At 45.6% G+C, this 13835-nt stretch carries 12 protein-coding genes; 10 read left to right on the forward strand and 2 right to left on the reverse strand.

Annotated elements, in window-relative coordinates; all coding sequences use genetic code 11:
- Positions 1 to 85: 85 nt before the first annotated feature.
- The 7 genes from OM95_RS08285 (at position 86) to OM95_RS08315 (ending at position 7374) form a co-directional block, all read left to right on the forward strand.
- Entirely contained in the window at positions 86 to 952 is an 867-nt protein-coding gene (locus OM95_RS08285; RefSeq protein WP_291515891.1) for a hypothetical protein, read from the forward strand.
- Between the two features lie 72 nt (positions 953 to 1024).
- Positions 1025 to 1762: a protein TolQ gene (gene tolQ, locus OM95_RS08290; protein ID WP_291515893.1), complete on the forward strand. Its 738-nt coding sequence runs from the start codon at positions 1025 to 1027 to the stop codon at positions 1760 to 1762.
- 8 nt (positions 1763 to 1770) lie between these two features.
- A complete protein-coding gene (locus OM95_RS08295) occupies positions 1771 to 2187 on the forward strand; it encodes a biopolymer transporter ExbD (RefSeq protein ID WP_291515927.1) in 417 nt (138 codons plus the stop codon).
- Positions 2184 to 3020 carry a TonB family protein gene (locus OM95_RS08300; RefSeq protein ID WP_041872497.1) on the forward strand — a complete coding sequence of 279 codons (837 nt, stop codon included), beginning with the start codon at positions 2184 to 2186 and terminating at the stop codon, positions 3018 to 3020. Before OM95_RS08295 ends, OM95_RS08300 begins: the two co-directional genes overlap by 4 nt.
- A gap of 9 nt (positions 3021 to 3029) precedes the next feature.
- Positions 3030 to 4412: a PD40 domain-containing protein gene (locus OM95_RS08305; RefSeq protein ID WP_041872499.1), complete on the forward strand. Its 1383-nt coding sequence runs from the start codon at positions 3030 to 3032 to the stop codon at positions 4410 to 4412.
- Entirely contained in the window at positions 4405 to 6705 is a 2301-nt protein-coding gene (locus OM95_RS08310; protein ID WP_041872502.1) for a glutamine-synthetase adenylyltransferase, read from the forward strand. The genes OM95_RS08305 and OM95_RS08310 overlap by 8 nt, the downstream gene beginning before the upstream one ends.
- A gap of 162 nt (positions 6706 to 6867) precedes the next feature.
- The gene (locus OM95_RS08315; protein WP_041872748.1) at positions 6868 to 7374 is read left to right on the forward strand and encodes a peptidylprolyl isomerase; all 507 of its coding nucleotides are present in this window, start codon (positions 6868 to 6870) and stop codon (positions 7372 to 7374) included.
- A 54-nt stretch (positions 7375 to 7428) separates the two neighbouring features.
- Here OM95_RS08315 and OM95_RS08320 read toward each other — a convergent pair whose 3' ends face one another.
- Both OM95_RS08320 and trxA read right to left on the reverse strand, forming a co-directional pair.
- Positions 7429 to 7887, reverse strand: coding sequence for a DUF4430 domain-containing protein (locus OM95_RS08320; RefSeq protein WP_041872503.1), 459 nt, complete (start codon positions 7885 to 7887; stop codon positions 7429 to 7431).
- A gap of 43 nt (positions 7888 to 7930) precedes the next feature.
- Entirely contained in the window at positions 7931 to 8281 is a 351-nt protein-coding gene (gene trxA, locus OM95_RS08325; RefSeq protein ID WP_041872505.1) for a thioredoxin, read from the reverse strand.
- 110 nt (positions 8282 to 8391) lie between these two features.
- Between trxA and OM95_RS08330 the strand changes: the two genes are divergently transcribed.
- From OM95_RS08330 to OM95_RS08340, 3 genes are all read left to right on the forward strand, one after another.
- A complete protein-coding gene (locus OM95_RS08330; protein WP_041872507.1) occupies positions 8392 to 8871 on the forward strand; it encodes a DUF3015 family protein in 480 nt (159 codons plus the stop codon).
- Entirely contained in the window at positions 8861 to 10663 is a 1803-nt protein-coding gene (locus tag OM95_RS08335) for a DUF4105 domain-containing protein (RefSeq protein WP_041872510.1), read from the forward strand. The genes OM95_RS08330 and OM95_RS08335 overlap by 11 nt, the downstream gene beginning before the upstream one ends.
- Before the next feature lie 125 nt (positions 10664 to 10788).
- Entirely contained in the window at positions 10789 to 13623 is a 2835-nt protein-coding gene (locus OM95_RS08340) for a hypothetical protein (protein ID WP_041872512.1), read from the forward strand.
- Positions 13624 to 13835: the final 212 nt, after the last annotated feature.

Consider the following 13835-nt stretch of genomic DNA (forward strand, 5'->3'; position numbering starts at 1 on the left):
TATTTAAGGCCGTGACAGAAACGTCTGCGTCAGTTTTTGAAAAATTTGCTGATTTCAATGCCTTACGATGCTATACGAAGGTCTTATGAGAATCTTTTTCATTACCGTTGCTAGCCTTGTTGTTGTCGGGATTATTATTTTATCTGCCCGTATTTGGGGATTAGGCCAAAACTATAAAGCCTATGAGCATGCCTTCTTTTCAGGGGCGACCCCGCTGATTATCGTGAAAGCAGATACTTTGGAAAAAACCCAGGAAGCCTTAAAAGCCAAGCCGGATGCGGTGATCTGGCTGGACGTGCGCTTTTCTCGCGACAAAATTCCGTTCATTCTTGCGGCAGGCCGTGACAGCGAATTTTTGGATATGAAAAGAAAAGAACAGGAAGCGAACCCCAACACTCCTATCATGATCGGTGGAAAACTTTCTGAATATCCATGGGAACAGATCAACGAGTTCTATAAAACAACTCCCGCCCTGAAGGAGTACTACGAGCAGTTCCCACAAACGCGTTTTATTTTGAATGTCGTCGACAACGTTGCCGACGCACACACCACGTTAGTGAACACCATACAGGATTTGAAGCCCAACGAGCGCACTCTGATTCAAAGTGACGCTTTGATTTTAATGACTTCAATTAAAGAGATTAAGCCCGAGTGGGTTTATGGGACGAGCACTCCGGATTTAATGCGTCTTTTGACGTTTGATTCCATGTGGATTCTACCCTCCACACAATTTTCAGGCGATGTCTTTATCGCTCCGTTTACATTAATGAAGCGTCCCGCATTCAACGACGACATCATCGAAGAAATGCGCCGACGTAAAAAAAGAATTTTCTTGGGCCCTATTCAAAGTGAATCTCAATTTGCTGAAGCGAGTCGCTATAAGGCGGATGGCTTGATCACGGACAATTTGCCACAATTGCTAGACCTTCTCGGCCAAGGTCCTGTTCAATAGGTTGAACTCAGGACCATTTGGACATATCTTTTTACCTTAGGGACTGATGCGTCCCTCATCGGAGGTCAAGATATGTCCGCTCTATTTGTTAACGTAGCTCAGGCTGCACCCTCTGTGTCTGTGAACACAAGCTCCATGGATGCTATTTTTCAAGCAAGTCCTGTTGTGCAACTGACTTTATTAATTCTAGTTTTACTCTCAGTATTCTGCTGGGCCATCGGATTTACGAAATACCAAACCTTCAAGAAAATGAATAATTCTGACGAACTTTTCCTAAGTAAATTCTGGAAAGTAAATTCGCTGGACACACTTTATGAAGACATCGATCAGTACAACGACTCTTCTATCGCCCGTGTATTTAAGGCGGCCTACCTGGAAATGAAGAAAATCTCTGAGTCGCCTTTACTCGCCAAAACAGAGGGCGACAAACCTATTCTTTCCGGCATCGACAATCTTCAGCGTGTTTTGAATAAAGCCTCTGAAAACGAAATCTCGAAACTTGAGTCCCGCTTAACAGTCTTGGCAACGACGGGAAGTACCGGACCCTTTATCGGTCTTTTCGGAACTGTTTGGGGGATCATGGGGTCTTTCCATAAAATCGGCCAGACCGGGACTGCCAGTCTTGCTGTTGTTGCCCCAGGAATTTCAGAAGCCCTAATTGCCACGGCGATCGGTCTTGCCGCCGCGATCCCCGCAGTGGTTCTTTATAACAACTTTATTTCACGCATCCGCAAACAAGAAATTGCTTTAAACAACTTCAACGCGGACTTCCTGAACATCGTGAAGCGTAACTTCTTCCAAGGGAACTAATCGTGGGAATGAGTAATGGAGGCGGCAAAGCAAAAAGCCGCGCAACATTAAGTGAGATCAATGTGACCCCTCTGGTGGACGTCATGCTGGTTCTCCTTATTATGTTCATGGTGACAACTCCGCTGATGCAACAGGGAATCGAAGTGGATCTTCCCAAGACATCCTCTTCGGGAGTGGAGCTGAATGAAGAGCCTTTTGTTTTGGTGATTGGCCCCGATCAAAAAATGACGGTGGCGAAGACAAAAATCACCATGACTGAGTTGCGACCCAAATTGAAAGCGATTTTCGAAAATAAAAAGAACAAACAAGTTTATATCCAGGCAGACCGCAAAGTGGATTATGGCTTCGTCGCGGAAGCTATGGCAGAAGTTCGTGCCGCCGGGATCTTTAACATAGGCCTTATCACGGTTCCCAAAGATCAGTGAATTATTTAGAAGAAGATAAACAGCAAGATGATCAACTTTCGCGCGGCATAGGAATTTCTATTGCCTTGCACGCGTTCATTATTTCAGTTTTCACACTGAAAGCTGTGTTTTTTACTCCTGAAGCTATCGACTTTTCTCAAGCTATTCGGGTCGATATGGTAGGGTTGCCGGATAAAATTGAGCCGAAGGATATGCCGGCTCCTGCAAAAGAAGAAGCTCGACCTGCGCTTCCTGATAAAGAAAAAGCCCCAGAAATTCCGGCAGAAAAACCGCCCGAAAAAGTTGTCGAAAAGAAGACAGCCGTCGCTAAGCCTGAACCTGTGAAGCCCGTGGCCAAAAAGGACGATGGCGTAAACCTTGAGAAGGTGAAATCTCAACAGCAAAATGCTCTTGAGAAATTGAAAGCCATGGCGGCTTTAGAAAAAATTAAGAACGACGTTGCAGAAGAAAAAAGAAAAGCCGCCGCCGGTTCGGGTAAATCGGATTCGGGTGGTCAGAAAATCAAAGGCAACGTGTTGTCACCTGGAACATCGCTGACAGGACTCACGAAACTTCAGCATGACACTTATGCGTCTGATTTAGATAGACATATTAAAGCCAATTGGGCCCTTCCAGAATGGCTGGCCAAACGCGACTTCAAAGCCCAAGCCGTGGTGTTTATTGATTCACGAGGAAATATTCTGGGAAGAAAAATTGTTAAAAGCAGTGGTAATCCCAGTTACGATGAGGAAGTATTAGCAACTATCGATCGATCGGCTCCGTTCCCTGCTCCTCCAGAGAAATTTTTGGCCATCGTATCCGTAGACGGAATTCTGATCGGATTCCCAGAATAGGAGATCTTTATGATAAAGCAGCTTTTAGCCTTGCTCCTTGTTTTCGGCATTTTTCCTTTATTTGCTCAAGCCCAAACGGGTGGCATCTATATTAAATTGGGTGAAGCTCGTACCAAAAAAAGTCTGTTGGCTTTGCCGGCTTTGCAATACTTTGGATCACCCTCTTCAGGCACAAAAAATCAATCGGTCGGTGTAGAGATTTTTAATACCATCACCAATGATTTAACGGTTTCCGCGTACTTTCAGTTCATCAGTCAAAGTGCTTTTCTTGAGGACACCAGCAAAACCGGTCTGACACCGGCTCCTGGCTCGCCAAATGGTTTCAAATTTCAAAGCTGGTCTGCTATCGGCGCAGATTTTCTGATCCGCGCAGGATATTCCATCGTCGGAGATGAGCTGACACTAGAGACTTATCTGTATCACGTGCCTAGAGCCAATTTGATTGCGGGCAAAAAGTATAAAGGCCCGGTTTCCAGCGCTCGCCGAATTGCTCACACTTTTTCAAATGATGTGCTTAAGGCTTTGACCGGCAAAGAAGGTCCGTTCCTTTCCAAAGTCGTCGCGTCTTCTGATCGCGCTGGCGCCCAAACGAAAGAAATTTTCGTCATGGATTGGGATGGTGCAAATATGGATCAGGTCTCAAGCCATCGCAGTATCTCTATTTCTCCGGCTTGGTCTCCGGATGGAAAAAAGATCGCCTACACTTCTTACGTAAAGCGCGTGGGAGCAAAGTTTAGAAATGCCGACATGCTGCTTTTTGATCTTACAACCGGCCGTCGTTCTTTGATTTCGTACCGCCAAGGTATCAATTCTGGCGCGGCTTTTTCCCCCGACAACCGCCACATCTATCTGACGATTTCGCAAGGGAATAGTCCCGATATTTACAAAATGACTTTGGATGGAACTCTGGTCGGCAAAATCACCAACGGTCCTTCCGGAGCCATGAATGTCGAGCCTACTATTTCCAACGATGGCAAGCTGGCTTTTTCGTCTGATCGCGCGGGACGACCGATGATTTACACGGCCAATGGCGACGGTTCCGCTGTAAAACGCATTACTTTTGCTGGCGTATTTAATTCTTCACCAAGTTGGTCTCCAGATGGTTCTAAGATCGCCTTTGCCGGTCAAAGTGATGATCACTTTGATATCTTCGTGATGAATGCGGACGGAACAGGAATGATTCGTCTTACTTCCGCAAAGCAACCCAATGGCAAATGGTCCAGCAATGAAGACCCTTCATTTTCTCCGGATGGACGCTTTGTTATGTACACGAGCAATCGTACCGGGAAAAATCAGATTTATATTTCTACCGTGGACGGCACCGAAGAGCGCCGGGTGACCACAGACAACTACAACTACTACAAACCAAAGTGGTCACGTAACATTGAGTAACTTTCCTTTAGAGGAACAATTAAGACGGGAGCGAAACGAGATCTGGTCTCGCTTCGCCCTGGCTTCAAAAAACAACTCAGAAACCGCGCAGAAAATCTGTCATGAGTGGAGCGCGGCCGCTGATCACCTTCTAAAATCCGCATTTAATCATTGTTTTCAAAACCAAAAGATCGCGTTATTCGCGTTCGGCAAGTTGGGCTCGATGGAGCTTAATTTAAGTTCGGATGTGGACGTTTTGTTGGTGGCGGAAAACGAAAATGAAATTTCTTTGGCGGCCTTACGAAAGTTTCAAAAAATTCTGACGGAAAGAACTTTCCAGGGATTTGTCTTTCGTGTCGATTTTGATTTGCGCCCCGGTGGCAAACAAGGGCCAATGATCCCCACCCTGGATCAATTCAAAGATTATTATGGAAATTACGGGGAAACCTGGGAACGCCTGGCTTTCGTGCGTTTGCGTTCTATTTGCGGTGACGCGAGTGTTGAAAGCGAAGTTTTAAATTTCGCGAAAAAGTTCTCGTTTCGCAAACACTTGGATTTCACTTTACTAGAAGATTTAAAAACCCTGCGCTCGAAAATTCAAACCCATTATTGGGCGCGCACTTCTTCTGATGTGATTGATCTGAAATTGGGCGTCGGTGGCATTCGCGACGTCGAACTTTTCACCCACGCTCTTCAGGTTATCCACGGTGGAAAAGACCCTTCGTTGCAGGTGCGAGGCACTTCTGAAGCCCTAGAGTTGCTAAACAAAAAACAGCTTCTGCCCCAAAGCGACGTCGACTTCCTCAATTCCCACTATTGGAATTTGCGGATGATAGAAAACTATGTGCAAGCTCAGAACGACGAACAGACCCATCTGATCAACACTCAAGGTACTCATCCCGACTTCGTTCAAAAATCTCTTCAGACTTTGCCATCAGAAATGAAGCGCTGTGATCAAATTGTTAAAGGTCTTCTGGGCGAGGCGCCACAAGAAATTTCACTGGAAGAAGAGCTGAAAAAAGTCGGCCTTCCGGAAAACGAAATCCAGGAACTCTGGCAGGAAATTCTAAGACAAGAAGTTCTTTCCAGAAACAAGAATCGTGATGAATTGTCCCGCAAAGCATTCCTAGCCGCGTTCCTAGAGACCTTACAAGAACAAAAGGGTGACGTCTATCGCGGCTTGTTTTTGCTGAAGGACTTTATTCACGGAACCCGCGCGAAGGCGACATTCTTTTCGCTGCTATTAAGAGAAAAAGAACTGTTGCAAGAACTGGCTTGGCTGTTTGGTCATTCTCCTTACCTTTCGCGCATTCTTTGCAATCGTCCCGAACTCTTGGACAGTTTCGTTTATCGCGTCCAAGACAAGCTCTCTGAAGATTTAGGTACTTTGCTTGAAGAACTGGCGGAAAAAAAACTGCTGTCTGAAGTGATCAACGGCAGTCAATATTTGGAAGACAAAGATCTTGTGGTTCTTTTAAGAAATCTGACCTCTACCGCCGATTTGGTGGTCGAAACTCTTTTAAATGCCTTAAAACGCGATCATCCCAGTGATATCGGAATCCTGGCTTTGGGCAAATGGGGCGGAAAAGAGTTGGGATTCAGATCCGATTTAGACTTCGTCTTTGTGGTTTCCGATGAACCCACTGAAAATGATTTTAAAGTGGCTAAACGATTTATCACTCGACTGACGGAGCCTCACCGCGGCGGTAACATTTATTCCGTCGATATGCGACTGCGCCCTTCCGGCAAGGCCGGGCCGATTGTAATTCCTCGCAAGGATTTAGAGTCTTACCTGAGCGCCGAAGCCCCGGCCTGGGAACGACAAGCTTACTTAAAAGGTCGTTATATCGGAAAAGACGGACCCGCGCCTTTTCATTCCTACATTCAGCGCGGCCTGACCGAGGCGGATACTACCGAGCTTGAAAAAATCCGCACACAATTGAAAGTCGCTTCTCCGGCAAACTTAAAATATAGCGAAGGCGGATTGGTCGATATTGAACTTGCGGCACAGGCCTTTGTCCTTTTTCACAAAATCGCCCCGGCAGAGTCCAACACACAGAGTTTTATTGCGTCCATGGGAGCAAAAGGTCATGTTCTTCAACAGAATTATGATCGACTGCGTCAGATTGAGCAGATGCTTCAGCTGGTCGCGTCAGAATCAGTCGTAGAACTGCAAGCAAATCACCAGTCGTTTCAAGCTCTTGCCTTAGCGCTTCAAATCTCTCCTGATGAATTACAGCTGGAAGTTTCCCATCTCTTAGAGACCAATATTGCAGTCCTGAAGGAACTTGACCCCCGCCGACTGCCTCACTAATAGTGAGAGAGTTGGACAAAAGTCAGGGAGTAAAAAATGTCGAAGAATATCGATGTTAAAAAGGTCTTTTGGATTTACCTGTTTGCATTTTTGTTGGCGGCTTTCAGCTTCCGCGCAGATGCAAAGACCGACGGAAAAACGACGAAGAAGGGAAATAAGGAAATGTTCGCACTATTTGAAACAACTAAAGGGAACTTTAAAGTTAAGCTTTTGAGCGATAAAGCACCTAAGACAGTTGAAAACTTCGTAGGTTTGGCTGAAGGCACGAAAGAGTGGACGGACCCTAAAACTGGCAGCAAAGTTAAAAAGCCATTTTATGACGGTTTGACATTCCACCGCGTAATCAAAGATTTCATGATTCAAGGTGGTTGCCCACTTGGCACTGGAACTGGCGGCCCCGGCTACCGTTTTGAAGACGAATTCACTCCTGGTCAGCAAAAGCACGATAAGCCCGGCATTCTTTCTATGGCTAATGCAGGTCCAAACACGAATGGCTCACAGTTCTTCGTAACAACTGTTCCAACTCCTTGGTTGGATGGCCGTCACACTGTTTTCGGCGAAGTTGTTGAGGGCATGGACGTTGTTCACTCTATCGAAAACTCTAAAACAGGTCCGATGGATCGCCCGGTTGAAGCCGTTGTTATTAAGCACGTTAAAATCGTAAAATAGGCTTTAAAATTTAATGAGAGCTTACGAGGCCCGATGGAAACATCGGGCTTTTTTTTATTTCGATTTACAGAATTGATCTGCTTGAACCCAGTACGCGGGCGAACACATATCATCTTGCCACACGTTTTCTTTGTTTGTCGTATACGCATAATACCAAACAATTTTATCATCCTGGCTTCTTAGATTAAGCACGTTCGGCATTTTATTAGGCGTAGTTCCATTCACAGCAAAACACCAGCCATAAGCACGCATAACGGTATTCGAAACTATTTCAAGAGATTCCAATCCCATCGGCGTGTTAATGATCGAACTCATTCCTTCGGGCCCACCCACGAATGGAATTTTGTTAACCTCAAAAATCGCCACTGAGATTTCGCCAACGGATTTTTTTAAATCAACATCGACCTTACCTTGATGAACTGGTTGGTTGTCACAAGGACCATAGACTTCCCAAGTAACTGCTTGAGAGTAAGAAGAGGCTAATAGCAGAAGTGCAAAGATAGATTTTTTCATGGGCCCCTATCTAACAGCTAAATAGGAGCCTGGCATCTATTTTCTAAGAATTTTGCTTACGGACTTCTTCCATATCAATTTCTTTGGATTTTTCCACAACCTGCTCCAGAACTTCCTCTGGCAAAGCTCCAGGTTGCACAAAAATAATGTCACCCTCTTTGATCACCGCCAACGTGGGGATGGACTTGATTTCAAATTGGGCCGCCAATTCTTGTTCCGCATCGGTGTCCACCTTCGCAAAAATGACATCGGGATGTTTTAAAGCCACCGCTTCAAAAATCGGAGCAAATCGTCGACAAGGTCCGCACCATGTCGCCCAGAAGTCGATGATCACCAGTTGATTATTTTCCACTGTTTCTCTGATATTGTCTTTAGTCATTACCATCACTGCCATCGCGATTCCTCCTTAGGCGTTGGTCCATGAATACTTTCGCTGTCACTAAAAGCTTTGATGTTAAAACTTAAATACGCAACGATTTATTAAAACATATGGAGGATTCTTAGATGAAAAAGCTTATTTTGTCGGCCATTTTTCTATTGGGTGCAAATGCTTGGGCGGCAGGTGATGCCGGTTGCGGTTTAGGCAGTGTTATTATTCAAAAAAACTCAAAACTTTTACAACTTTTCGCGATGACCACAAATAGTGTCCTTCTAACTCAACCCCTCGGCATCACTTCTGGAACTTCCGGATGTTCTTCACGTGGATTGGTTATGGCTGACAAAGAAGTTCAGTATTTCGTGGAAGTGAATCAGGAAGAGCTTTCTCGCGAAATGGCGCAAGGTCATGGTGAAAAGCTTGCGACCTTGGCCCAAATGAAGGGCTGCCAGAACGAAGCTTCACAAAAAGCCTTCGGTTCTTTTGCGCAAAACTCTTACGAAAGAATCATCCCAGCCGCCAATACGTCAGCGACGGACCTCGTTCACAACTTAAACAGAGAGCTTGCGACACAAAGCGATTTAAATAAAATGTGTCATGGTTCTTAATTTAGTTCTTGGGATTTTACTATTAGCCCCACTCTCCGCGTGGGGCTTTTCATTGCAAGAAGTCGCCGCCCTTCAACAGCAGGCTTCGGAAAAGACGCTCTGGCAAGATCCGCAATGGCTTCGCCTGGGGCACTATCGTGATACATTCTCTGGCCCCAAGTCCCCCATAAAAGGGTCCTTCTTTTTAAGTGAAGACGGTTCTACCAATCCAAAAAGTGAACTTTTAAAGACCATCGAGGTCTTCTTCTCCTCGAAAGACAACGCACTTCAGAATCAATGCCGTTACTTAGCAAGGCTTTCCTGGCTAAAAAGAATTTTAGAAATAGACGAAATGCTTTTGGTTGCTTGTCCCGAAAAAGACCTTTGGAAAAGGCAGTTGGGTGCAGAAGAACTTTATCTGGTTTTTGCGGCCAGCGATTTGAACAGTGCGGGTTCCAGCTTCGGGCACACATTTTTACGCGCGCATAATCCGAAGAACACAAAAGAACTGGAGCTTCTGGACTACGGCATCAACTTCGCGGCCATCACCGGCGAAGAAAGTGGCGCTTTGTATGCCCTCAAGGGTCTGTTCGGATTTTACCCCGGCGCTTACTCGATGCTCCCCTACTATCAAAAAATACGCGAGTACACAAACTTAGAGGGCCGCAATCTTTGGGAGTACAAACTTGCGCTGTCACCGCAGGAAGTGTCCTTTTTAATTGACCATCTCTTAGAGCTTGATGGCAGCTATTCTGACTACTATTTTCTGAGTGACAACTGTTCACAGCAAATCTTGGAACTGATCGAGGTTGCAAAACCTCAGTTGCGACTTTCTTCCCAGTTTCATGATGCGACCATTCCCTTGGACACAGTGAAGGTGCTTCTGAAGAACAGCATGCTCGCTGACGAACGTCTACGAATGTCTTTACAAGCTGAATGGCGAACTCGCTATACAGCTTTGGATAGAAGCGAACGTCGGGCGCTTAAAGAAATCGTGAAAACCCACCACAAACAAACTCTTGAGAAATTAAATAGCGAGGAAAAGGCGCATGTTCTAGAAGCCTCTTTGAGCTACCTTGCAATTCAAGAGTATCGAGATCAAAAGGATCTGAAAAATGAGAAGTATGCTCTTTCGGTGGCGCGGGCGCGCCTGGGGAAAGTGACCGACCCTTTAGTGATTCCTAAGCCAGAGTCTCCTCTTCTTAGCTCAGATTCGATGGGTTATTACTTTGGCATTGGCCAGTTCGACCAAAACTCCTTTTATCGTTTTAAATTCCGTCGCGCATTTCACGATCTTCTTGCCAACGATAGCGGCCTGTCTCCGTTTTCACATTTAGAAATTTTAAGTTTTGATTTTCGCTATTTTCCTGAATTTGCAAACACGGATCTTTACGAAGCCGTTTTGCTAAAAACCTTTTCGACGGCGCCGATAAACACCCTGGACACCCCCGTCTCGTGGCGGCTAGAGCTGGGAACGCTTCCAAAAATGGCTCCTTATTTAAATTTTGGCGCAGGATTTAGCTTCGATTTTCCAGTTCTTTCAGCCACTAGGCTGACTTTGTTAGGGATTTCGGAAAACAGTCATTTGGCCGAAACAGCTCGTCCTCATCTGGGCGTTGAGACTTTGTTCATGACGAAGACTCGGCAATGGCGCGCTCTGCTTTCAGTAAAATATCTTCATGAAACTTCTATGGGGCATTCTTTTTTTGAGTATAAAACGGGACTTGCCACGGATCTCGCAAACATCGAGTTCCGCTTTGAAACAAAGACCCGAGACGATGTTCCTGAATTTCTGGCCTCTGTCATCTTCTAGACAGGGGGGTGCCTAGTTTGGGCCTGTCTCATTTTAAGACGCGCCAAAACCTTCTGTATTTTATCTAAAAGGCCCAAAGCTTGCTTCCATTCAGTGTGAGACACAACTGTCTTTAAGGAGCAGCCATGAAATGGTTCCAAAAAACTCTTGTCGCGATCGCCACATTTAATATGGTTTTTTCGCCTGTTATCGCCTCGGCTGCCCCTGAGTGGACGGAAAAGGACAAAGCTCAGCTTGCCCATTATCGCGATTATCTTGAACCACTCGGATATCGTCTGACCTTAGATCCCAAGGAAAAGAAGGCCTTGGTTTACGACAAGCACACCAATAAATTGGCCATGGAAGTTCCTTTTGCAGAAGAAGGTGAACTTCGTAAGTTCTCGCCAAAGTCACTTAACCACATGCTTATGGAAGAAATGGTCCGTGTAAAACACGCCTCTAAGGCATCTTGGTCGCATTCGGTCAGAAATCTTCCAGCGGAATCAGCCATCTTTTTTGTCGCCATGGGCGCTGTCGTTGCCGGACAACTTATCACGAACTATTCCCAAAATCCCATCGCGATGAAACAACATATTGATCACTCGTTGTCACCCATCGGAGTCTTTGGCTTTTTCACTTTCATGTATTCCCAAGGCGTCACGGCCAATGTTCTTTCGATGTATATGAAGAATCCGAAGTTCCACCATATGATTCCGTATCTGGGTATGACGGTGGGTGCATTCCTGCAAACTTACCTGTCTCAGGTGGCGTCAGATCCTAATGTCATGGCCTGTGCCAAAGTGATGATGGGTAAGACGATCACCGAAAAAGATCAGGCAAACGGTATTGATGCAGATCCTTGTTCAAAGGCTTATGAATATCTTGTTTTGAAAAAGAAGCTTTGGGAGTTCGCACCCGGCATCGTCTCAATGTTGATTTCTTCTGGCCTTGCCGGCGTGGCTCAGTCAGTTATCACAAAAACAGTTCTTCGCATCACTGGCGTTGACATCGCTCTTTGGTTGGTTCCGGGCACAATGCAACTTAAAGGCATTCGTCTTTTGCTGGTCAAAGGACTGCAAATCACGGCGTTCGTCGCCATTGATATGTGGCTGAACCGTATTGTCGTCTCGACCTGGAAAAACATGTATGATGGCGCGGAATTCTATGACGTCAACGACAGTCTGAATGAAAAAATGAATCTTATGAAGAAGAGCCGTTGGTCTGCCGACAGCAAAGACCTGCAGGCCGATTTAAAAGAATTCCGAAAGAAAATGACGGACTGGCGTATGATGAATATGTCTGAAGTCTATGAGGCCCATCAAAGTTGGTCAGAAGCCCTTCATCAAATGACCTCGATGTTTAATACAAGTTACTCATTCTATGATGCTTTCGTCGCCGAAGTTCGCAAAGCCCGTGACGAGAACGCTTCCAATAAGTTTCTAACCATGACCTACCCGTATAATGGTGTGGTCGCTAAAGGCCTGACCGACGACATGAAAGACACTTACTATCTAAAGCCGCAGGTCTTAGAAGGAATGCAATTAAAGACTATCAATGAAGGTCTTGAGAACGCAGAAAACCTATTGAAAAGCGAAGACGCCAAGTATCTGTATCCACATGAGATCAAAAAAATTACGGCCATCCTTACAAAGATTCGCTCAGGCGAAAGAGAAGCTATTGGTCTTGGTCTTTCTGAACTGTATGAGGAGCTGGGACTTGCAATGCAAAATATCTCTGGATCCATGAACTATAAAGACACTCTAAGAAAGATCTATGATGCTTTTGGCAGACCCAATCCCATGATGGAGCCTGGACGCGGCTGGGTCGAATCCTACGCGAATGCCCCTATGAACGAAGAAACTGTGAAAGACGCGAAATACTATCGTCAAGTTGGACTATTCATGACTCCGAAGGTCACTGACTATTTGGTCATGCAAATGATCTGCGGTCCTGACTTGGAAAATGGCGGAAGATCCGTAAAAAATTCACGTGGTTTTCCTTCGGTCTTTTTGCCGCCTCAGATCGGAAACTCGGCCGATCAGTTGAATGTCTGTAACAACGTCGGCATGGCCCCGCTTGTTGCCAAAAATATTTATAAGTTTCCGATTCAAACGTCGAATAAAAAGAAATACGCTGGCGCCATCGACTATCTTATTAGCGAAACGCGTCCTACTGTCATAGGTACGGCAGACGAACCCGCCTTCCAGAACTGGTGGAAAACCCGAACGGAGGCGCAGGTACAAAAAGCTTTTGAAGAATACGGCAAAAGCTACGACGAGATTGTCGCCAAAATGGTGAAGGCCGTTTACTATCCAGGCCGCAAATTCTTTAACGGTCGTCCTTTGGTAACGAACCCGATGAAGACATTGAAAATCTATTTTGATTCTAAAACTCGCAATCGCTACGTCGAGGGCGGACCTGTCTATAACGGAGCTATGAATTCAGCCTTCCAGGAGGAACGAGTTTACCTTTCTATCCTGGGCGACTTATTGCAGCCCGCCGCTGAATTTAATGTGGATATTGCGCACATCCTTGAAACAGACCTGAACATTCCGGCTTTGCAAGAAGTCGAAAACCAGTTCGCTGTTCTGAACGGAATGATGAAACGTATTAAAGTCACAACAATGGAAGGCCGCGAGGTTGTCGAGTCAGATCTAGAGAATTATGAGCTTGAAGAACAGCTGCAGAATATCCAAGGTGCTCTCAAAAAGCTTTCTGAAGTCCTTGGTGTCGGCGATGCGGACCCAAGCTCGGCTTCAGTGCAATTGAATAAACAGCAACGTGACGTCGCGGTCACCGCGCTTGAGCAGCTTCAGGGACTGGCGACGGAAGTAATGATGTATGGCTCTATGGCCAACGCCGTAAGCTGGAGCAAAATCAGGAATCTAAAGAAACTGAATATCGAACAACAGCGGTTTAATAACGAAATTCAGGCACGCCTTGATGCGATGAGAGGTATCTCGATGCCGGGTAAGCACTAAATATTCCCACCTCAATTTTCAGACACCAGGGATAAGAGCTTTTCTTATCCCTGTTTTATTTTCCGAGTTTCTCTTGTGATCCCGACGATTTACCCGAATGTCTCAGTTTGAGATCCGGCTAACAAAATTTGCCCACCGTTATTTCTCTGACACCCAAAATCCATTTAATACGCATTGAAGCAAGTCTGCCCTGGTAAGTCTTTTGCTATGTA

Source organism: Bdellovibrio sp. ArHS, from assembly GCF_000786105.1.
GTDB lineage: Bacteria > Bdellovibrionota > Bdellovibrionia > Bdellovibrionales > Bdellovibrionaceae > Bdellovibrio.